The organism is Thalassospira sp. CH_XMU1458, assembly GCF_037027205.1.
Lineage (GTDB): Bacteria > Pseudomonadota > Alphaproteobacteria > Rhodospirillales > Thalassospiraceae > Thalassospira > Thalassospira tepidiphila.
The window spans coordinates 700,855-721,582 of the sequence record NZ_JAYMDW010000002.1; the positions used below are offsets into that span (position 1 = coordinate 700,855).

Consider the following 20,728-nt stretch of genomic DNA (forward strand, 5'->3'; position numbering starts at 1 on the left):
CAGCAGATAGTCATAAATTCTAGTAGTTGCCAGTCGCAGCCGGTGCATCACCCGGTTTGGAACCACAGGTTTCAAGCAACGCGGTCAAAACGCCACTTGCCCCGAAACGGAAGGTTTCCGGTTTTGCCCAGCCATCGCCCATGATGTGATCGGCAATCGCAAGATAAAGGGCGGCGTCCTCGGTTGATTTAACTCCGCCGGATGCCTTGAAGCCGGCATCAATACCATCCTCGTCGCGGGCATCGCGAATGGCTGTCAGCATTGCAACCGCGGCTTCGGGCGTTGCGCCGACAGATACCTTGCCGGTCGATGTCTTGACGAAATTCGCACCATGCTTGATGGCAAGCCGGGCGGCGTCGTAAAGTTTGCCAAGATCTTCAAACTCGCCGCTTTCAAGGATGACCTTCATGGTGGTCATCGTTCCGCAGGCCGTGCGCGTGGCATCGACAACATCCGTTGCAGTCGCGGCATCGCCATCAAGAAACGCCTTGTAGGGGAAGACAAGATCGATCTCGTCTGCGCCCTTGGAAACGCAATTTGCGGTCTCATCGGCGACACGCTGGGCATTGGTGCCGCCTTCGGGGAAGTTCACCACGGTTGCGGTTTTCACACCTGACTGGCCCAGTGCCCGCCAAGAGGTTTCGATAAACGGGGCATAGACGCAAACAGCAGCTGTGTTTCCCTCAGGCGTTTGCGCGCGTTTGCACAGGGCTTCGATGACCTGTTCATTGTCATCATCATTCAGGCTGGTCAAATCCAGAACAGAAATCGCACGGCGTGCTGTCGCGGCATCTGGCACGGCCTTGTTCTTGGCAACTGAAATGACTTCTGAAACAGTTTTCGGATCGAACATCAAACATTCCTTGCAACGCGCACTGCGCGGTTCGTCAATATCGGCAAAATCGGTGACCATCTGGCCCGAATGAGAAAGACGGATCAACGACGGCCTGAAGGGTATCCAACCTTCATTCGGCAATCAATCGATCCGTCTCAAAATACAGTTTCAATCAGAATGCGGAAACGTCAAAGGCGCGCTATTTCGACAGAAGAAGCTGACCTTCACGTCCTTCAAGCGGTTTTTCACCCGCGACCGAGCATAGATATCCGCCCGGAACGACAAGCCGAATACCGATGCGGGAATACAGCACCCCGTCGGTTCGGCTTGAGAACGGGGTTTTCTCGCCGGTTTCACAATCAAGAACATAGCCGAGCTCCTGACCCGCATTGACTTTTGCGCCAGCATCAACCGCGAAAACAACCATGCCACCATGTGACGCCATCACGCGATCCACACCGGCAAGCGGGGTGGCATCACATTTGGCTTCTGGCAGGGGGCCCGGATCACCTGCAATCAGTCGACGGCGCTGCAGGAACTTGAACAGATTGGCGGCGTCTGCGATTGCGTAATCATCATAGACATCGCGATCACCGCGCAGTTCGATCGTAGTTGCAAGTGTGGCCATCGGGATCGGGAATTTGTCGCCATAGGCACGGCGAAGTTCGACCCAGGGGCGGCTGAATGCCTCGTCAAACGGGTTGTCGCCACTGATTTCTGCGATCAGGCTGCATTCCGATCCAATCTGTGCCGACAGATCTGCTGCATCCGGCCAGTTATGGTCGCTGATGTAAAGATGCATCGGTGCTTCCCAGTCGCAATGCAGGTCCATCACGTAATCGGCATCAATCGCAAGCTCCGCCAGTGTCAGACGCAAATCCTGCAGATCTGTCAGCGGGCTGACATCCTTGCGGTGTTCCTTTATCAGGCGGCGCAACTCGGTCCGGATCAATGCAACGTTGGCCTCGGCATCCTGACCCAGTTTGCCGTCAACAGCATCAATAAGTGCTGCACTCAGATCCGGATAGTGACGGTTAAAGTTCTGACCACTGCGCATTTCGAAGCGGCCAAGCGGCTTCATATCGACATACTGGGTAAAACCGATCGGATTGGCGAAGGGAACAACAACGATTTCGCCGGTGATGTCGCCCTTGGCGTCTGCTTCCTTCAGAAGTGCCTCAAGATGGTGCAGCGTTATGACGCCGGGCAATTCATCGGCATGCAAGGCCGCCTGAAAATAGGCCTTTGGGCCTTGGCCCGGTTTGCCAAAGCGCCGCACGGTCAAAGCGCGCGAGGTGCCCATTTGTGGGCGGACGAGTTCAATGCGTTCTTCTTGCATTTCGAAATCCTGAAAGGTGGTGGCGTGGGGCAAATCAACCCGGCCGGATCAAGGCACCTTCGACGCCACGCCGACAGGTACCTGTCTCCGAATACCGGGTTTGATCGGGAATTTTTTAGGCCGAGGTTACTGCTTTTGCTCTGCCTGTTTTGGGTTCGCTGCGCTGCTCACTGCGACGCAGATAGCGTTCGATCCCCTTGAAACCAAAGGTCAGCGAGTAAACGATAATCAAATATATCACACCGGCCGATATGAACGCCTCATAGGGAAGGGCGGTACGCGCAACGATCTTACGCGCAGCACCGGTCAATTCCATCATGGTGACGGTCGATGCCAGCGACGTCGCCTTGAGGGTAAAGATCACATCGTTGGTGTAGGCTGGCCAGATCATCTGCCACATGCGGGGAAAGATAATGCGCCGATACGTAATCCACGGCGACATACCGCATGCACGGGCGGCTTCGAGTTCACCATTCGGCACATTCTGGATGCCGCCGCGCATGATTTCGGCAACATAGGCCGCCGTGTTCAGAACGAAGGTCAGCAGACAATACCAATACGGGTCGCGCAGATAGGTCCAGGTCCAGTGATCCTGAATGCCGTCGATGTTGGCAATCAGCTGCCCGACGCCATAATACATCATGAACAACTGCCCGATCAGCGGCGTTCCACGGAACACATAGATGAAGGCAAAGGGCAGGGCCTGTATCCATACCTTTTTCGAAACACGCGCCACAGCCAACGGAATGGCCAAAAGCGTGCCAAGAGTTACCGAAATCACCAGTAGCTCGATGGTCAGCAAAAAGCCGCGCCATAGCCAGGTATCGTACTTGCCAAGAACGTATATGAAATCTTCAAACATCTGCTACGCCCTCGCCACACCGCGGGCAGCCCGCTTTTCAAGATAGTTGAAGACCAGCAGCGAAACCGTTGTAAATGAAAGGAACATAAGCATCGCCACCAGATAGAAGGTAAACGGTGCCTTCTCTGTTCCGGCGCCAATGGCGGCCTTTCGCATGATTTCCTCGACACCAACAACCGAAATAAGCGCGGTGTCCTTGATCAGAACCTGAAACAGGTTGTTAAGCCCGGGCAGGGCGAAACGCCAAAGTTGCGGTAGCTTGATGCGCATGAAAATCTGCATCGGTGTCATGCCGCACGCTGTCGCGGCCTCGATCTGACCAATGGGGATCGATTGCATGGCGGCACGGAAAACTTCGGATGCGAACGCACCCTGAACCAGGGCCAAAGCAGCAACACCTGACCAGAATGCGGGAATATCCACGCGGGTTTCCTCGCCGGAAATCGCTTCGGCAAGGCTTTGGACAGCAATGGTGCCGCCGAAATAAATCAACAAAATAACAAGCAGCTCGGGAATGCCGCGAATAAGAACGGTATAGCTTTCCCCGATCACACGTAGCGTGCGATAGCGCGACAGCTTTGCTGAGGCACCTAATAAACCAATAACAATCATGAATGGCAAAACGGTCAGGCAAAGCTGAACTGTGACCAGTCCCCCTTCAAGCATCTGCCAGCCGCGGCCGTATAAATCAAGCATGGTATCTCCAGCTTTCCTTGATGCCGAACGTGCTTTTCACCCCTGATTAAAAGCAACACCCAACAATAAGGGAGGGGCGGCGAACAATTCGCCGCCCCGGATAGATTAGGCAGATCAATTCGGATGCAGATCGATCGCCGGGAAGTATTTCTTGTTCAGTTCTTCGTAAGAACCGTTTTCAAGCATTTCAGCCAGGGCTTTGTTGAAGATTTCCTTCAGGTCCTGGTCTTCCTTGCGAATACCGATACCGGCACCTTCGCCAAACCATTCGCTCGGTGCGAACTGGTTGGAAACGAAGCCGTAACCGTTGCCTTCTTCGGAGTTTACCCATGCTTCGAGGGTGCCGGAGTCAGCAAGGGTCGCATCTACGCGGCCAGCGGTCAGGTCAAGCAGGGCTTCGTCCTGGGTACCGTACATGCGGATTTCGATACCCGGGAAGTTGTCTTCAAGGAAGTTTGCGTGCGTGGTCGAACGCTGAACACCGATCACCATGCCATCAAGCGCGTCTTCCATGACTTCGCCGTCTTTGTAAGCGGTGATGCTCATGCCGTCCTTACCAACGAACACTGCCGGCGTGTTGCTGTAGTAGTCGGAGAAATCGATGGAGCGCTTGCGCTCTTCGGTGATCGACATCTGAGCGATGATCGCGTCATATTTCTTGGCCAAAAGACCCGGGATCATGCCGTCCCAGTCCTGAGCAACGATTTCGCATTCGATCTTTGCGGTTTCGCAAAGCTTGTTGGCGAAATCAACGTCGAAACCGATGAGGTTGCCATTGTCGTCCATCATGTTGAACGGAGGGTAGGCACCCTCGGTCGCGATAACGACTTTTTCCCAGGCAGCACTTGCTGCCGAAGCACTCAGTGCAATGCCAATTGCTGCGGCAGATGCAACCTTGATCCAGTTTTTCATTCATAGTCTCCCTTGTTGATTGGAATGGCGCGCAACGACGTGCTCCCATTCTTGCGGCCAGAGCCAACCAGGCCCTGGTCTGCCCAAATCAGAAATCGCGCTGAAGAAACTGCTTCATGCGTTCCGATTTTGGATTCTCGAATACATCGGTCGGATAGCCGAATTCCTCAACCCGTCCCTGATGCAAATACATCACATGACTTGATACACCGCGCGCAAAGCCCATCTCGTGGGTCACGACAAGCATCGTGCGGCCTTCCTCCGCAAGATCGGTCATAACCCTGAGAACTTCACCGACCAGTTCCGGATCAAGTGCCGATGTCGGTTCGTCAAATAGCAAGACGTCAGGTGAAATCGCAAGCGCGCGCGCAATGGCTGCACGCTGTTGCTGGCCGCCAGAGACATGACCGGGATAATAATCCCGACGTTCATACATCCCGACCTTTTGCAGCAACGCGTCTGCGTTCTCGATTGCTTCTTTTCTCGGAACGCCAAGCACGTGGATCGGTGCTTCGATGACATTCTCGAGAATGGTCAGGTGGCTCCAAAGATTGAAGCTTTGAAACACCATCGCAAGCTTGGTGCGAATACGCTGAAGCTGCTTCTTATCGGCGGCTTCCTGTGAGCCATCTTTGAGCCTCTTCATGCGGATCAGTTCACCTTTTACGTGAACAGCGCCAGCATTGGGCGTTTCAAGCAGGTTGATACATCTCAGAAACGTACTTTTGCCCGAACCGGATGAGCCAATAATCGAAATCACGTCCCCGGTGTTGGCCGTAAGATCAATTCCTTTAAGAACTTCATGGTCCCCAAAGCTTTTGAACATCCCTTCGACCTGTAGGGCGGGTATGTCTTTGCTCATAACGAGTTTAAATTATCCCTGTTGAGAGTCTTCATTCTTCGTTCGTCTTAGCATCCCAAATCGGATGCTCCCCCACAAGACACGCCAAAGCGCCTCTCATTCCGTCAATAATTGCCTGTCCAACGAGAGCATTTCCACTGATATTTTGCAGTTTTATGAAGAAAACTGCGGTTTCAGACGGTTACACATCACCATTAACGACCGCATTGCACAAATCGTGCAGCAGTAAGGGATTTTACGCAATAAAAAACTACATGGATTTTAGGGAGAAGATGCGCCCACGACGGAATCCGGCCGATGGTTGGCAAAGACGACTGTTTCAAACCACGCAAACCAGTGCCCGTTTATAACCTAGTCGTTGTCACGCACAGATTTCAGGAAGCCGATAACTTCTTCCCTGAGACGCTGGGCAAGTTTTCGCAATTCCTGGGAAGACGAAAGGAGCGAGTTGGCTTCCTCACTTACCATGTTGGCGGTATCAGAAACGGCCGACACATTTTGCGAGACTTCCTGTGTGCCCGATGCTGCACGTTGAACACTGTCTGCAATCTCTTGTGTCGCAGCCCCTTGCTGCTCGACCGCGGCTGCAATGGCATTACAGAATTCGTTGATCCGCTCGATGGTTCCGGAAATAGACCTGATTTCCGACACCGAACGGTTCGACGATCCTTGAATACCATCGACCTGAACCTGAATATCGCCAGTAGCCTTGTCCGTTTGATTGGCAAGCGATTTCACCTCACCGGCAACGACGGCAAAGCCCTTACCAGCATCACCTGCACGAGCGGCTTCGATGGTAGCGTTCAGCGCCAGAAGGTTTGTTTGCCCGGCAATATCTTGAATGAGACCAACGACTTTTCCGATCCGCTCAGCGGCCTCGGCAAGCTCCGTTACCGTAGCAGAGGTACTGTTGACGCCAGAAACTGCCTCGGTCGCAACTTCGATTGATTGCGTAACCTGTGCACCAATTTCGCGAATGGCAGCAGAGAGTTCCTCGGTTGCGGACGCCACGGCCTGCACGTTTTCTGTTGTTATGTTCGCTGCTCTCGAAACTGCGGCGGCACGGGCCGTCGATTCCTCTGCATTGGCAGATAACTGAGTTGCGACCAACTGCGTTTTTTCGGCTGCGTCAGCCACTGTTTCCACAATGGAAAGAACACTCTTCTCGAAATTGTCAGCCATTTGTTCCATGGCGCGCCTACGCGCCTCAGCCGCGTGTCTGGTTGCGGCCTCGTTCTCGCTCGCCAGACGATCCACTTCTGCAGCGTTGTTTTTAAACACCAGAACAGCTGCGGCCATTGCGCCAATTTCGTCCTTGAGTTCCGTTCCCGGAACATCGACATCCCTCTGACCATTGGCGAGGCGGGTCATGGCCGACGTCATACTCATAACCGGCCGCGAAACCCAAATACGTACCAGCAGCCCCATCAGGCCCATTATGGCCAGAATGGCAATGATCGCGGTAATAATTGCAGTGTAGCGAAATTCGGTAAGCGACGCATATGCGGCATCGCGATCAAGTGCAAAGCCGAGATACCAGTTTACAGAAGGCAAGCCATTGACGCGGAAAAAGGTGAACAACTGATCGCCTGTGCCATCAATGATGTTCTCCATGCCTTCCTTTACCGTTGGTGTGTCGTCAGGAAACACTTCCGGCAGGGGTTTAAGGGTGAATTCTGCACTCGGATGGATCAGGACCGTTCCCTGATCATTAACCAGAAAGCCATATCCGATCCCGCCCAAATCGATACTGCGAACCAAGTCACCGAGGATACCAATATCGATATCACCGCCAACAACCCCAAGAAGGTTTGATCCATCAAAAACAGGTGTGGTCGCCGTAACAATGAGCTGACCGGTGGATGCATCGGTGTAGGGTTCGGTAAGGGTACTGTCACCGACAGAAACTGCATCTGCGTACCATGGGCGTTGGCGCGGGTCGTATTCGGGCGGCAGATCATCGGGTGGATACATTGTCATTACACCGTCAGCACTGCCGAAATATGAATAGATAAATGACTCGGCAAATGCCTCACCGCTTGCGACTTCAGAGACATTGGTGGGAGAACTGTCACGGGCAATATTGTTGGCGAGGCTCTCAACCAACAGGCGCCGGCCATCAAGCCAGTTTGAAATGCCGGCAGTGGCCAACGAACCACTCTCGGTCAATTTAGCCACAAGCGCATTCTGGATGTATGTTCGTTGCTGATAGTCGAAATAGAGGATGAATGCCGTGAACGTCGCAACAACGATCATTGCCGCAGCAAGCAATATCCGGCTACCAATATTGAGCGACATGCAGCAATCCTCCGGAAGAAGTACATTACATTTAACAAATGTGGTTGCGTAACGCGATTACAAGCACTTGGCGCCGCGAACATTCAGGCTTTTGAAAAACTGATACATGAGAATGTCTTCTCATTGCGGGATGCAACTAAAGTAGCACCCGACAAGAGATCGACATCACTATGAAATCTCTTTGTTTTCGGTATTGATTAAGAACCACATTGCTATCAACTTTGAGTTTCCCCATATGAGGAAATGACTTGTAGCGAACTCTCACAAAATACCGATAAACGGAGGAAATTAATGAAACGCGCATTATTTGCAGGGATGGCGGTCGCGCTCGCGTTCGGGAGCACTGCTGCCGTAGCTCAGGATCGTGCTGACTGGCCGGAGAGCTTTACCGTTGGTACAGCTTCACAGGGCGGGACCTATTTCGCGTATGGTTCTGGCTGGGCGAACCTTGTGGCAGAAGAACTCGGCATCTCGGGTGGCGGTGAAGTCACAGGCGGCCCGATGCAGAACATGGCCCTTGTCCATACCGGTGAAGCCGCCTTTGGTATGACAACGATGGGGCCGGCAGCGGAATCACTCGCAGGTACGAACCCGATTGCACCGGGTCTTCAGATGACCAACGCCTGTGCAATGTTCCCGATGTATCAGACACCGTTCTCGATCACGGCTCTCTCTTCTTCGGGGATTACCTCGGTTGCGGAAATTCCGGCGGGTGCCAAAATCGGCTTTGGTCCGGCAGGTTCAACCTCTGATACATATTTCCCGCGTATGCTAGAAGAACTCGGTGTTGACTTCGAACGTCGTAATGGTGGCTGGGCCGACCTTGGTGGCCAGCTGCAGGATGGCCTGCTTGACGTTATTGCGTTCGCCGCAGGTGTTCCGGTTCCGGCTGTCAGCCAGCTTGAAGTCCAGACTGACGTGAACATCATCGAATTCACCGAAGCCGAACAGAAACAGATCATGGATGCCTTCCCGGTATCCGAGTTTGACATTGCCGCAGACACTTACACCACGCTGACCGAACCGGCGCGTTCGGTTTCGATGTGGAACTTTGCCATTGCCAACTGCGAGCTTCCGGAAAGCTTTGTTTACGCCGCCACCGACGTTGTGATGTCTGACAACGAGCGGATGGTTTCAATCCACCGTGCGGCCCGTTCGACTGTTCCGGCAAACTGGGACAAGAACATGGTCATGAAGTGGCACCCGGGTGCTGCCAAGTGGTTCAACGAAAATGGCGCATCCATTCCGGCAGACATGATCTACTAATTTTTGTCTGTTAAACATCTTGAAGGCGGACTGTCCGGGCGGACGGTCCGCCATCTTTCAATTATCAGCTTGCCTGTGGCCAAAAACAAACTTGCGTGAGAGCGGGGGAACAGATGACAAACAAAAGCCAGGTGGAAGACGAACACCTTATCGCCGATGGTGTTGACGAAGAGCCGGTCGAACATAATCGACGCCTCTTCGAAGGCAGTGGCCTGACCTTTATCACGATTTCCGCTGCAATCTATGCAGCCTTCCACATGCTTGCACTGAATGGTGTTTCGCTCTCGGGCATGACGGGCGGGATTGTTAATCTGCCATTTCTTCCCGACTTTCCGCTTGAGACATGGAACTTCCGTATCGTTCACGTTGCGGGCGCACTTGCGCTTGGTTTTCTGTGGTACTCGGCCACCAGTTTCAATGACAGCCCGGGCACAGGTACACCGCTTTTGGGGTATCTGTCATATGTTCTTCTCGTGCCGGCATTCATGGCCACCGGTATGGCGTTTAGCTTCGCGCTCGACATCCAGAACGGCGTGATGTGGAACGGCATTGATGCGACAATCAAGTTTAATGAAACCTGGCTTTTCGGAACACCGCTTCTGGTGGCGACAGTCGGCGGTATTGTTTTGTCCTGGTTCCACAAAACATCGCGTGAAAAATATTCGGCCCCCGACTTTGTGCTGTGCGTCTGTGCCTTCGCGGTCGCTGTTTATCTGATCACGATTTATGGCACATTGATGCGCAACTCGACGGGCACACCCTTTGCGCCAATCGGAATTTCAATCGCCGCTGTTGCTGGCACATTGCTGATTATGGAGCTGACCCGAAGGGTCGCCGGTCTGGCATTGGTGGTCATTGCAACGATCTTCCTGATCTACGTTTTCGTTGGTGAATTCCTGCCAGGGTTCCTGCAGTCGCCGTCTGTTACATGGCAGCGTTTCTTTAGCCAGGTTTACACCGATGCAGGGATCCTCGGCCCGACGACCGCTGTTTCGTCGACCTATATCATTCTCTTCATCATTTTTGCAGCATTCCTGCAGGCGTCCAAGGTTGGCGACTATTTCGTGAACTTTGCCTTCTCGGTCGCTGGTCGTGCCCGTGGTGGCCCGGCAAAGGTTGCGATCTTTGCGTCCGGCTTGATGGGTATGATTAACGGTACGTCTGCCGGGAACGTGGTGGCCACCGGCTCGCTCACCATTCCGCTGATGAAAAAGGTCGGCTATCACAAAAAGACCGCCGGCGCGATTGAGGCGGCGGCATCAACCGGCGGTCAGATCATGCCGCCGATTATGGGGGCCGGTGCCTTCATCATGGCCGAGATCACCGGCATTCCATATACCGAGATCGCGATTGCAGCCGTCATTCCGGCCATTCTTTACTTCGTGTCGATCTATTTCATGGTCGATTTTGAGGCCGCGAAACTTGGCATGCGCGGCATGCGCGAAGATGAATTGCCGCGCTTTGATGTAATGATCAAAAAGGTATTCCTGTTCCTTCCGATCATCATTCTGATCATCGCACTGTTCCTCGGCTATTCCGTGATCAGGGCAGGGACCCTTGCTACTGTTGCGGCTGTCGTTGTCAGTTGGTTAACGCCAAATCGCGTCGGGGCACGGTCGGTTGCCAAGGCCTTTGAGCTCGCAGGCGGCATGTCGATCCAGATCATCGCAGTTTGTGCCTGTGCGGGTATCATTGTCGGTGTGATTGCGCTTACCGGGGTTGGAGCACGCTTCTCCAACCTGCTGCTTGGTTTGGCCGAAGCCTCCCAGCTTCTGGCGCTGGTCTTTGCCATGCTGATTGCCATTTTGCTTGGCATGGGAATGCCAACAACAGCGGCCTATGCCGTTGCGGCATCTGTGGTAGCACCTGGCCTGATTGAGCTTGGAATTGAACCACTTACGGCGCACTTCTTCGTGTTCTACTTTGCTGTGGTTTCGGCGATCACACCGCCGGTGGCGTTGGCATCCTATGCTGCGGCCGGGATATCCGGGGCCAACCCGATGGAAACCTCGGTTGCGTCATTCAAGATCGGTATTGCCGCCTTCATCGTACCGTTCATGTTCTTCTACAACTCTGCCATCCTGATGGACGGAACTTATCTTCAGATAGGTCAAGCGCTGATTACAGCCGTAGTGGGCGTATTCCTTCTGTCTTCTGGCGTTCAAGGCTGGTTCCTTGGCCGTTCGGCGGTTTGGTTCCTACGCATTCTGCTTGTTATCGCAGCGTTGTTCATGATCTCCGGCGGTCTGATTACGGATCTGATCGGGGTGGGGATGGCAATCGGCACGCTCTTCATCCAGCGTATTTTGAAGCCGAAACCAGGAACGACATTCCGGACAGGCGGGGCTGACTAAGCTCTTAGACACAAATACCCATAAAAAGAAAAAGCGCACCACATTCGGTGCGCTTTTTTGCTTCTGGTCGAGCTTTTATTCAGTTGCCTAGTCAACAACCTTCTTTACGAACTCCGATTTCAGCCCCATCTGACCGATGCCCGGGATCTTGCAGTCGATGTCATGGTCACCATCGACAAGGCGAATGCCCTTAACCTTGGTCCCGACTTTGACGACGGCTGATGATCCTTTGACCTTGAGGTCCTTGATTACTGAAACCGTATCGCCATCGGCAAGTGGCGTGCCATTGGAATCGCGAACAACATTTGAATCCGCCTGTCCAGTTGCAAGCGACCATTCATGGGCGCATTCAGGACAGATTAACAAGTCACCGTCTTCGTAGGTGTAAGGGGATTCACATTTGGGGCAGGGTGGCAATTCGCTCATATCAGTGACCTTTCGACGATTATGACGTCCTGACAGATACGGCTTGGCAGCACGCAGAGAACATCACCGTGCGATTACTGAACTGGCGTTTGCACTGTCTTGGAGTAAATGGCGGAGAGGGTGGGATTCGAACCCACGGTACCCGTAAAGGCACGGCGGTTTTCAAGACCGCTGCATTCAACCGCTCTGCCACCTCTCCGCAAAACTGGTTGGAGCGTTTCGCTCTGGGCGCTTTCAATAAATTGGGGAGAATGACCTGTCAATAGGGCAATCCAATATTGCAGCGAAAGCTGGTGATTTATCCTGATTTCAGTATGGTAATGACATTCGATAAACCAATTCTTTTTGGAATTTTCACACGTGTTCTACTTCCTGTCCAAAACGGTAAGCATCCTGAGCGATGCTGTATTCATGCACGGTTTCCTCCTCACGGTTCTGTTGGGGTTCATGCTCCTCAAAAGAACACGCAAATTTGCAGTAGTTGGCTTGATTATTGTGAGCGGAGCCTCGTTGCTAATCACGGTTATCCCGGTTGGAGATATGCTGTCGCATCCTCTCGAAACCCGGTTCGAGAAACCAAAACTTCCAGAGATCGAGTTTGCAGGAGCCGTGACGTTGGCTGGGAGCCTTGACCCAGACAGTTACCTAGAGCGCGGCGAAATGAATGTAGGACAGTCCGCAGACCGGATATTCGCGATGCTGCGGGTTGCCAGCTTGTATCCTGATAAACCTGTCTTGTTTACCGGCGGGGATGGCAATCTGACAGAGCGTGGATTTAGTGAAGCCTTTGTCCTGGCAAATTGGCTGGACGAATCGGGCCTGAAGACGTCGAATATGTATTTTGAAGAAAAATCGCGGAACACGCACGAGAACGCCACGAAATCTCTGGAGATAGTTTATCGCGAGTGGCCTGAACTTGCCAAAAAGCCTTGGGTACTAATCACTTCGGCGCAACATATGCCGAGGGCGGTAGGTGTATTCCGTCAGGCCGGCTGGAATGTGATCCCGTATCCGGTCGACAGATCCACCTCAAATGACATCCATTTAGCAAGTCTTAACGTCTCTGACGGTATCAAATCGTTTGGCCGTGCTTTGCGGGAATGGGTTGGTTTGACCGCCTATTACTGGACCGGCCGCACAGACGCATGGTTCCCTGGGCCGCAAGATCCCGGGGCGGAAAATTGATTACATGATTGGATGAGGCTTAGATGAAATTCTGGAAACTACTGACTGCCGCCTCCGTCGTTGCTGTGATGGCGGCAAATGCACCGGCCTTTGCACAGACCGATGAGAAACTTCCAGAATTCACCACCGAAGGATTTGACGAATGGCTCGTTGAATTCAAAAAGGAAGCCGCAAGCAAAGGCATTTCCGATGCCACACTCGACGTTGCCTTTGCCAATACCAAACCGATCCCTAAAGTGATCGAATATGATCGTAGCCAGCCGGAATTCAAACTGACCTTTGAACAATATCTTGATCGGGTTGTGCCGCAATCCCGCATAAATGAAGGTCGTAAGAAGTACGCCGAAAACCGTGAAATCATTGACGCCGCGGCCAAGAAATACGGTGTTCCGGGTCATTACCTGACAGCCTTCTGGGGCATTGAAACCGGATTTGGTCGTTTCACCGGCGGATACTCGGTCGTCGATTCACTTGCCACCCTCGCATTTGAGGGACGTCGCGCCGAGTATTTCCGCAAGGAATTGATGAACGCGCTGACCATCATCGATGCTGGCCATATCGCGCCGGAAAAGATGTCTGGCTCCTGGGCAGGGGCCATGGGGCAGGCGCAGTTTATGCCATCTACCTTCTTGAATTACGCACGCGACGGCAACGGTGATGGCAAGATTGATCTTTGGGGGGCCAAGGAAGACGTCTTTGCCTCTGCGGCAAACTATCTGTCCTCGGTCGGATGGCATGCAGACGAGCGCTGGGGCCGCAAGATTTCGCTGCCGGAAAACTTCAATACCGAGTTTGAAGGTCGCGATATCCGAAAACCAATTTCTGAGTGGCAGGAGCTTGGCGTTCGCATGCCAAACGGCGCAGATTTGCCTGCGGCAGACATGGAAGCATCAATTGTCATCGTAAATGACGGTGAAGGTCCCGCATATATGGTTTATAACAACTTCCATACCATCATGCATTGGAACCGTTCGACTTACTTTGCGATTGCGGTTGGCACATTGGCCGATGCGATTGCCGGTCGTTAAAACAACGTCCGGAAAACGGATATCTTGTCTGAACGAGCATGGACAGAGCATCTACAAGCGGGGACACCTTGATGCCCAAACCACGAAAAAGTGCCTTCGCACATCTGCGAACCAAATGCAGCATCACCCTTGCGGTTGCAGCATTTGGCGTATTGCTGGCGGGCTGTGCTGAAACGCAACTGGCCGTCCATGGCGTCAAGCGGCTTGGCGGTCAGTCACAACAACCTGCCCAAATTGGCAACTACAAGATCGGTAATCCATATGAGATTGCCGGCCAGTGGTATTATCCGGCCGTAGATTACGAGTACACTGAAACCGGTATTGCATCCTGGTATGGCCCCAAATTCCACGGCAAGAAGACCGCCAACGGCGAGATTTTTGATCAATATGAAGTTTCCGCCGCCCATCGGACTTTGCCACTGCCGAGCATAGTTCGGGTGACAAACCTTGAAAACGGCAAGTCGATCAAGGTACGGGTCAATGACCGAGGACCATTCGCCCATGGGCGGATCATAGATATGTCGCGCCGCGCAGCCCAGCTTCTTGGGTTCGAGCGAAAAGGCACGGCAAAGGTTCTCGTCGAAGTGGTTGAAGCCGAAAGCCGTCAGATCGCAGCAATCGCGCAAGGTAAAGCCGCCCCGCAAGTGACCTCAGCCGAACAAAGCACCGTTACGGCAGCACCGCGCGATGTTGTTGAAACAGTCCGCCTTGATGACGGACCGATTACCGATGCAGGTGAACCGACCACTTCGAGTATCAAACTGACGCCGCCGTCTTCCAGCGCAAGTGTTCAGTCCGCACCACTTGAAGGCGTGGTCGAAGAGGCCTCCGTGGTTGAAGTTGCACCTGTCGCATCGTCTTCGATCTATGTCCAGGCAGGTGCCTTTTCCATTTATGACAATGCCTTAAACCTGCGCAATCGCCTTTATGATCTTGCGCCTAGCAAGATTGAGTCAATCGACGTCAAGGGTACGACCTTTTACCGCGTGCGGCTTGGTCCGTTGGAAACTGTCCCGGAAGCGGACATTCTGCTTGAACGGGTGATTGCAACTGGCCAAAACGGGGCAAAAGTTGTCGTTGAGTGTGCTGATGGCGGCTCGGCGACATCGGTCTGTTGATTGAAAAAAGCCGGATATGCTACCGCTTTAAAATGCCGGGCTTGTTGGTGTTGCACAATTCTGCCGAATTTGCGACATAAGCAAATCAGCGGATACACCGTTTCCCGGTGCATAGAGAAATTATTTTACAGGGTTAGAATGCCATGACTTTGATGCCGCCAGTTCCGTTCAAAAGCACTCTGAACCGGGTAGTGGCCGGAGCCTTAATTTTTGGCTCAGTCATGGCAATGTCGATGAGCTTTGCAAGCGCGCAGGCAATAGAGACCAGCGCACGTGAAGCTTTCATTATGGACTTCGATACTGGCGCAGTGCTGCTTGATAAAGAAGGGGACACCCTGACCGAGCCGGCTTCGATGACCAAAATGATGACCGTTCATATGCTGTTCAAGTATATCAAGGACGGTCGCGTTTCGATGGACGACACCTTCCACGTCAGCGAGAAAGCCTGGCGTAAGGGCGGATCGAAAATGTTTGTCGAGGTAAACTCCAACGTTTCGGTCTCTGACCTACTGCACGGTATTATCGTTCAGTCGGGAAATGACGCGGCAATCGTCGTCGCAGAGGGAATTGGTGGATCCGAAGAAGCCTTTGCCGAGGCAATGACCGAAGAAGCTCGCGCAATCGGCATGACCAAGTCCGTCTTTAAGAACGCCACCGGCTGGCCGGCGGACGGCCACCTTGTGACAGTTCATGATCTTGCCATCCTTGCGCGCGACACCATTCGCAGTTTCCCGGACCTTTACGAGCTCTATTCCGTCAAGGAATTCACCTATAACGGTATCCGTCAGCCCAACCGCAACCCGCTGCTGGGCACGAGTGCCGGTGTTGACGGCCTCAAAACCGGTCACACAGAAGCGGCCGGATACGGTCTTACGGCCTCGGCCGAGCGTGACGGGCGTCGGTTGATCCTTGTGGTCAACGGTCTGGATTCTGTACGTGAACGTCGCACGGAGTCCCAAAAGCTTCTGGATTGGGGCTTCCGCGAGTTTGACAACTACGATCTGTTCGCAGAGGGCGAAACCGTCAGTTCCGCTAATGTTTGGTTGGGTTCGGAAACCAAGGTTGATCTTGTCGCTGACAAGGAAATCCTTTTGACACTGCCGCGTAGTGCCAGCCGCGATATGAAGGTCACCGTCGTCTATGATGGTCCGGTGCCGGCCCCGATCAGTCAGGGCGATCAGATCGCAACACTTAAGGTCGAAGTCCCCGATCAGGACACCATCGAGTTCCCGCTTTATGCCGCCCATGATGTCGGACGCCTTGGATTTGTTGGCCGTATTGGCGCAGCCTTCAAATATCTTCTCTGGGGGGCAAACGGGTGAAGTCGAAGCCCGGTTTGTTCATCAGTTTCGAAGGCGGTGAAGGCAGCGGAAAGTCCACCCAGATCCACCATTTGGCAACCTGGTTCCGCGAGCAGGGCCGGGATGTTGTCGTCACGCGCGAACCCGGTGGCTCGCCGGGTGCCGAGGAAATCCGCAACCTTATTCTGACAGGCGATCCCGGTCGCTGGGACGCCGTAACCGAAGCGCTTCTGATGTTTGCGTCGCGTCGCGATCATGTTGAACGCACCATTCGTCCGGCCCTTGCCGAAGGCAAAGTCGTTCTTTGTGACAGGTTCGCAGACTCATCAGTTGTCTATCAAGGCTACGGCCATGGCCTTGGTGCAGACTATATCCGCAATCTTTGGAAACTGGCGATCGGCGATTTCAAACCTGATCTGACCGTAATTTTTGATCTGCCGCTTGAAGTTGGTCTTGACCGAGCTGGGGCACGTTTTGCCAATGTCAGTGCCGCTGAGGACCGCTATGAACGCATGGGACTTGCATTTCACGAGCGCATACGTGACGGTTACCGCGAAATTGCAGAAACTGAAAAAGACCGTTGTGTCGTCATTGACGCCAGTGGAGACATCGAAAGCGTAGGTGAACGTGTCATCGCCGCTGTTCAGGGGCGCATTGCCGGGCAGGGGACCTGATCATGGCCAAGGACGACCTTCCCGAAGAAGAAAACCCCTTTGAGCCGCGACGCAATGATGCCCTTCTTGGCCACGAAGAGGCCGAGAAAGTCATTCTTGATGCCTGGAACAGCAAACGCATGCATCACGCTTGGCTGCTCTGTGGCCCCAAGGGCGTCGGCAAGGCAACGCTTGCCTATCGTATGGCACGTTTCATCCTATCCGGCGGCGGAAACAATGCCGGTGCCGGGCTCTTTGGCGACCAGAATGACGGTCTTTATGTCGATCCGGAAGACCCGGTAGCACGACGGATTGCCGGTGGCGGTCATGGTGATCTTAAGGTTATCGAGCGTCAGTACGACGACAAGAAGAAACGCCTGCAGGGCGAAATCACCGTAGCCAGCGTGCGGACGGTTGGAAATTTCATGTCGAAGACATCGGCAGAGGGCGGATGGCGGATCGTTATTGTTGATGCCGCCGATGAACTGAACCGCAATGCTGCCAACGCGATCCTCAAGGTTCTCGAAGAACCGCCAGCCAACGCCATGATGATCCTTGTTGCCCATCATCCGGGACGGTTGCTACCGACAATTCGGTCGCGCTGTCGGCGCCTTAATCTTGGCCCACTGCAAGATCATCAGGTTGTCGATCTTCTTGGGCGCTATTGCCCGGATATGGATCTTGGCGCACGTGACGCACTTTCGGGTCTCGCAGAAGGCAGCATCGGTCGTGCACTTCAACTCCATGAAGTGGGCGGGCTTGAGCTTTATACTGAACTTGTCGATATCATCGCCGCACTCCCCAATGCCGATGTAGCAGCCCAACACAAGTTTGCAGAGCGATTTTCACCTGCAGACAAAGACGCGGCCTTTGCAACAATCACCGAATTGATGCATTGGTGGCTTGCGCGAATGATCCGGTTTGCCGCCACAGGGCAGGCGCCCCGCGAAGTCGTTGACGGTGAATTGCCCGCCATGCAGCGCATGGCAGCCGCGCAACCGCTTGATCAATGGCTGGAGGTATGGGAAAAGATCAACGAATTGATGGGCGCGACCCGCGGTTTGCATCTTGATCGCAAGCAGGCCTTGCTGAATGCATTCTTCATGCTTGAAGAAACCATGCGAACCTGACATCACTGCCCACATGCCGAAATTTTGACCATCACGGCCCATTTCGGGCCGTTTTGTTTCACGACTTGCGCGAAGGATTTGCCACCATGACCGGGCACAAACAGCCCTATTACATCACGACACCGATCTATTACGTCAACGACAAGCCCCATATTGGCCATGCCTATACCACGCTTGCCTGTGACGTTCTGGCCCGCTTCAAGCGCCTGGACGGTTATGACGTGATGTTCCTGACCGGAACCGATGAACACGGTCAAAAGGTCGACAAATCGGCCGCAGCGAAGGGCATTGCCCCGCAGGCGTTTACAGACCAGGTTTCGCAAAACTTCCGCGATCTTGCCGTTCACATGAACTATTCCAACGATGACTTCATCCGCACCACGGAAGAACGTCACAAAAAGGCCTGTCAGGCGCTTTGGAATACGTTGCTTGAAAAGGGCGAGATTTATCTGGGCTCCTATGATGGCTGGTATTCGGTCCGTGACGAGGCGTTCTACGGCGAGAAGGAACTGATCGAAAAAGACGGCGAAAAACTCGCACCAACCGGCGCACCGGTGGAGTGGGTGTCTGAACCGAGTTATTTCTTCAAGCTGTCTGCTTGGGGTGATCGCCTGCTGGAGTTCTACGAACAGAACCCGGACTTCATCGCACCGCAATCACGCCGCAACGAAGTGATAAGCTTTGTGAAGGGTGGCATGCATGATCTCTCCGTATCACGCACCAGCTTCAAGTGGGGCGTTCCGGTGCCAGGTGACGAAGACCACGTCATGTATGTCTGGCTCGATGCCCTGACCAACTATCTGACCGCGATCGGTTACCCGGATGCAGATCCGGCCAAACTTGAAAAATACTGGCCCGCTGACCTGCATATGGTCGGCAAGGATATCCTGCGTTTCCATGCTGTTTACTGGCCTGCCTTCCTTCTGGCGGCCGGTATCACACCGCCGAAGCGAGTCTTTGCGCACGGATGGTGGACCAACGAAGGCCAGAAGATCTCCAAATCGATCGGTAATGTGATTGACCCGTATGACCTGACCGATAAATATGGTCTGGATCAGACGCGTTATTTCCTGATGCGTGAAGTGCCGTTTGGCAATGATGGTGACTTTTCCCATCGTTCCATGGTCAACCGCATGAATAGCGAACTGGCCAACGATCTTGGCAATATGTGCCAGCGTGTTCTGTCGATGATCCACAAGAACTGTAATGCTGCGATCCCGACACCGGGCGAGTTCACCGACGCAGACAAGGAAATCCTCGCCAAGGCACACGGCATGCTTGATACCGTGCGTCCGCTCTTTGACGAACAGGCGTTCAACAAGGGGCTGGAAGCGATCTGGAGCCTTGTGGGTGATGCCAACCGCTATGTCGATGAAATGGCGCCTTGGGGCCTGAAAAAGACCGATCCGGCGCGCATGGAGACGGTTTTGTATGTCCTGGCCGAGGTCATTCGCCACGTCGGCATCCTTGTACAGCCAATCATGCCGGACTCCGCGGCCAAAATCCTTGATCAGCTGGTGCTGGCCGATGATCAGCGCGGGTTTGATGCGCTTGGACCGAACAACGCCCTGAAACCGGGGTCGGAAATTCCGAAACCGGCTGGCGTTTTCCCGCGCTATGTCGAGACCGAGGATGAAGGAGAGAAGGCATGAATGTCGCCCTTGTCGACAGCCACTGCCATCTGGACTACCCGCAGTTTTCCGATGATCTGAGCGGAACCCTTGCGCGGGCCAAAAATGCCGGCGTTGGCATGATGGTCAGCATCGGCGTGAAACTTACGACCTTTGACAAGGTCCGCGCGGTTGCCGAACAATCTGATCATATCTATTGCACGATTGGAGTTCATCCACACGAAGCGGGCGAGGAGGGGCTTTCAAGCCCGGATGCCCTGATCGAAAAGGCATCCGACCCGAAAGTCATCGGCATCGGCGAAAGCGGTCTTGATTATTTCTATGACAATGCCCCGCGCGATGCGCAGCAGCAAAGCTTTCGTGCCCATATCGCGGCTTGCCGCGAAACGGGTTTGCCCTTGATCGTCCATACCCGTGATGCCGATGACGACACCATGGATATTCTGGAAGAAGAATATGAAAAGGGGCCGTTTACCGGCGTTATTCACTGCTTTTCGAGCTCCGCTGCTCTGGCGCAGCGCGCTCTGAAGATCGGGTTTTATATTTCTTGTTCAGGCATCATTACCTTTAATTCGGCCAAGGAAATTCGTGCCGCTGTTGAAGACGTACCGCTGGATCGGCTGCTGGTGGAAACCGACGCGCCGTATCTCGCACCAGTGCCCAAGCGCGGCAAACCGAACGAACCGAGCTACGTTGCCCATACGGCGGCGAAGCTAGCCGAAATCAAGGGTGTTGACATCGAAGAAATCACGCGAATAACGACGGATAACTTCTTCACACTGTTCACAAAAGCTGATCGGAAAAACCTGCTTGCGCTGGGAGCCGAATAACA

At 53.7% G+C, this 20,728-nt stretch carries 18 protein-coding genes and 1 tRNA gene; 10 read left to right on the top strand and 9 right to left on the bottom strand.

Annotation, left to right across the window (positions count from 1 at the left end):
* Positions 1 to 19 precede the first annotated feature (19 nt).
* The 7 genes from deoC to WBY09_RS10665 all read right to left on the bottom strand — a co-directional run bounded on the left by deoC (position 20) and on the right by WBY09_RS10665 (position 7,804).
* Complete coding sequence (gene deoC, locus WBY09_RS10635) at positions 20 to 853, bottom strand: deoxyribose-phosphate aldolase (protein WP_252724120.1); 834 nt, start codon at positions 851 to 853, stop codon at positions 20 to 22.
* Between the two features lie 181 nt (positions 854 to 1,034).
* The gene (locus tag WBY09_RS10640) at positions 1,035 to 2,174 is read right to left on the bottom strand and encodes a succinylglutamate desuccinylase/aspartoacylase family protein (protein WP_197147490.1); all 1,140 of its coding nucleotides are present in this window, start codon (positions 2,172 to 2,174) and stop codon (positions 1,035 to 1,037) included.
* Between the two features lie 115 nt (positions 2,175 to 2,289).
* Positions 2,290 to 3,036 carry an ABC transporter permease gene (locus tag WBY09_RS10645; protein ID WP_197147489.1) on the bottom strand — a complete coding sequence of 249 codons (747 nt, stop codon included), beginning with the start codon at positions 3,034 to 3,036 and terminating at the stop codon, positions 2,290 to 2,292.
* Between the two features lie 3 nt (positions 3,037 to 3,039).
* Positions 3,040 to 3,732, bottom strand: coding sequence for an ABC transporter permease (locus tag WBY09_RS10650; protein ID WP_008891030.1), 693 nt, complete (start codon positions 3,730 to 3,732; stop codon positions 3,040 to 3,042).
* A 114-nt stretch (positions 3,733 to 3,846) separates the two neighbouring features.
* Positions 3,847 to 4,644 (bottom strand): transporter substrate-binding domain-containing protein, encoded by a 798-nt coding sequence (locus WBY09_RS10655; protein ID WP_197147488.1) that lies wholly within the window; start codon positions 4,642 to 4,644, stop codon positions 3,847 to 3,849.
* Positions 4,645 to 4,732: 88 nt separating this feature from the next.
* A complete protein-coding gene (locus tag WBY09_RS10660; protein ID WP_197147487.1) occupies positions 4,733 to 5,506 on the bottom strand; it encodes an ABC transporter ATP-binding protein in 774 nt (257 codons plus the stop codon).
* Positions 5,507 to 5,857: 351 nt separating this feature from the next.
* Positions 5,858 to 7,804 (bottom strand): methyl-accepting chemotaxis protein, encoded by a 1,947-nt coding sequence (locus WBY09_RS10665; protein ID WP_336232697.1) that lies wholly within the window; start codon positions 7,802 to 7,804, stop codon positions 5,858 to 5,860.
* A gap of 291 nt (positions 7,805 to 8,095) precedes the next feature.
* Here WBY09_RS10665 and WBY09_RS10670 point away from each other — a divergent pair, with 291 nt between their 5' ends.
* On the top strand, positions 8,096 to 9,070 hold the full coding sequence (locus WBY09_RS10670; RefSeq protein WP_336232698.1) for a TAXI family TRAP transporter solute-binding subunit: 975 nt from the start codon (positions 8,096 to 8,098) through the stop codon (positions 9,068 to 9,070).
* Positions 9,071 to 9,183: 113 nt separating this feature from the next.
* Positions 9,184 to 11,424 carry a TRAP transporter permease gene (locus tag WBY09_RS10675; RefSeq protein WP_336232699.1) on the top strand — a complete coding sequence of 747 codons (2,241 nt, stop codon included), beginning with the start codon at positions 9,184 to 9,186 and terminating at the stop codon, positions 11,422 to 11,424.
* An 87-nt stretch (positions 11,425 to 11,511) separates the two neighbouring features.
* Here the strand turns inward: WBY09_RS10675 and WBY09_RS10680 are convergent, their stop codons facing one another.
* Positions 11,512 to 11,850 (bottom strand): zinc ribbon domain-containing protein YjdM, encoded by a 339-nt coding sequence (locus WBY09_RS10680; protein ID WP_336232700.1) that lies wholly within the window; start codon positions 11,848 to 11,850, stop codon positions 11,512 to 11,514.
* Positions 11,851 to 11,959: 109 nt separating this feature from the next.
* Positions 11,960 to 12,049 (bottom strand) — tRNA-Ser (locus WBY09_RS10685).
* A 161-nt stretch (positions 12,050 to 12,210) separates the two neighbouring features.
* Here WBY09_RS10685 and WBY09_RS10690 point away from each other — a divergent pair.
* The 8 genes from WBY09_RS10690 to WBY09_RS10725 all read left to right on the top strand — a co-directional run bounded on the left by WBY09_RS10690 (position 12,211) and on the right by WBY09_RS10725 (position 20,726).
* Entirely contained in the window at positions 12,211 to 13,035 is an 825-nt protein-coding gene (locus WBY09_RS10690; protein WP_336232701.1) for a YdcF family protein, read from the top strand.
* 23 nt (positions 13,036 to 13,058) lie between these two features.
* Complete coding sequence (locus WBY09_RS10695) at positions 13,059 to 14,063, top strand: lytic murein transglycosylase (protein ID WP_064781365.1); 1,005 nt, start codon at positions 13,059 to 13,061, stop codon at positions 14,061 to 14,063.
* A gap of 71 nt (positions 14,064 to 14,134) precedes the next feature.
* Positions 14,135 to 15,181, top strand: a complete 1,047-nt coding sequence (locus tag WBY09_RS10700) for a septal ring lytic transglycosylase RlpA family protein (RefSeq protein WP_336232703.1) — start codon at positions 14,135 to 14,137, stop codon at positions 15,179 to 15,181.
* A 233-nt stretch (positions 15,182 to 15,414) separates the two neighbouring features.
* On the top strand, positions 15,415 to 16,503 hold the full coding sequence (locus WBY09_RS10705) for a D-alanyl-D-alanine carboxypeptidase family protein (RefSeq protein WP_232308443.1): 1,089 nt from the start codon (positions 15,415 to 15,417) through the stop codon (positions 16,501 to 16,503).
* Entirely contained in the window at positions 16,500 to 17,156 is a 657-nt protein-coding gene (gene tmk / locus WBY09_RS10710) for a dTMP kinase (protein WP_063089568.1), read from the top strand. The genes WBY09_RS10705 and tmk overlap by 4 nt, the downstream gene beginning before the upstream one ends.
* A gap of 2 nt (positions 17,157 to 17,158) precedes the next feature.
* The gene (locus WBY09_RS10715; protein WP_197147481.1) at positions 17,159 to 18,265 is read left to right on the top strand and encodes a DNA polymerase III subunit delta'; all 1,107 of its coding nucleotides are present in this window, start codon (positions 17,159 to 17,161) and stop codon (positions 18,263 to 18,265) included.
* An 86-nt stretch (positions 18,266 to 18,351) separates the two neighbouring features.
* Positions 18,352 to 19,917 (top strand): methionine--tRNA ligase, encoded by a 1,566-nt coding sequence (gene metG / locus WBY09_RS10720; protein ID WP_063089565.1) that lies wholly within the window; start codon positions 18,352 to 18,354, stop codon positions 19,915 to 19,917.
* Positions 19,914 to 20,726, top strand: a complete 813-nt coding sequence (locus WBY09_RS10725; RefSeq protein WP_063089563.1) for a TatD family hydrolase — start codon at positions 19,914 to 19,916, stop codon at positions 20,724 to 20,726. The genes metG and WBY09_RS10725 overlap by 4 nt, the downstream gene beginning before the upstream one ends.
* The last annotated feature ends 2 nt before the right edge of the window (positions 20,727 to 20,728 follow it).

Excerpts from the sequence above, each read along its gene's own strand:
- deoC (WP_252724120.1), bottom strand. The coding sequence starts at position 853 with ATGTTCGATCCGAAAACTGTTTCAGAAGTCATTTCAGTTGCCAAGAAC.
- WBY09_RS10640 (WP_197147490.1), bottom strand. The coding sequence starts at position 2,174 with ATGCAAGAAGAACGCATTGAACTCGTCCGCCCACAAATGGGCACCTCG.
- WBY09_RS10645 (WP_197147489.1), bottom strand. The coding sequence starts at position 3,036 with ATGTTTGAAGATTTCATATACGTTCTTGGCAAGTACGATACCTGGCTA.
- WBY09_RS10650 (WP_008891030.1), bottom strand. The coding sequence starts at position 3,732 with ATGCTTGATTTATACGGCCGCGGCTGGCAGATGCTTGAAGGGGGACTG.
- WBY09_RS10655 (WP_197147488.1), bottom strand. The coding sequence starts at position 4,644 with ATGAAAAACTGGATCAAGGTTGCATCTGCCGCAGCAATTGGCATTGCA.
- WBY09_RS10660 (WP_197147487.1), bottom strand. The coding sequence starts at position 5,506 with ATGAGCAAAGACATACCCGCCCTACAGGTCGAAGGGATGTTCAAAAGC.
- WBY09_RS10665 (WP_336232697.1), bottom strand. The coding sequence starts at position 7,804 with ATGTCGCTCAATATTGGTAGCCGGATATTGCTTGCTGCGGCAATGATC.
- WBY09_RS10670 (WP_336232698.1), top strand. The coding sequence starts at position 8,096 with ATGAAACGCGCATTATTTGCAGGGATGGCGGTCGCGCTCGCGTTCGGG.
- WBY09_RS10675 (WP_336232699.1), top strand. The coding sequence starts at position 9,184 with ATGACAAACAAAAGCCAGGTGGAAGACGAACACCTTATCGCCGATGGT.
- WBY09_RS10680 (WP_336232700.1), bottom strand. The coding sequence starts at position 11,850 with ATGAGCGAATTGCCACCCTGCCCCAAATGTGAATCCCCTTACACCTAC.
- WBY09_RS10695 (WP_064781365.1), top strand. The coding sequence starts at position 13,059 with ATGAAATTCTGGAAACTACTGACTGCCGCCTCCGTCGTTGCTGTGATG.
- WBY09_RS10700 (WP_336232703.1), top strand. The coding sequence starts at position 14,135 with ATGCCCAAACCACGAAAAAGTGCCTTCGCACATCTGCGAACCAAATGC.
- WBY09_RS10705 (WP_232308443.1), top strand. The coding sequence starts at position 15,415 with ATGAGCTTTGCAAGCGCGCAGGCAATAGAGACCAGCGCACGTGAAGCT.
- WBY09_RS10715 (WP_197147481.1), top strand. The coding sequence starts at position 17,159 with ATGGCCAAGGACGACCTTCCCGAAGAAGAAAACCCCTTTGAGCCGCGA.
- metG (WP_063089565.1), top strand. The coding sequence starts at position 18,352 with ATGACCGGGCACAAACAGCCCTATTACATCACGACACCGATCTATTAC.
- WBY09_RS10725 (WP_063089563.1), top strand. The coding sequence starts at position 19,914 with ATGAATGTCGCCCTTGTCGACAGCCACTGCCATCTGGACTACCCGCAG.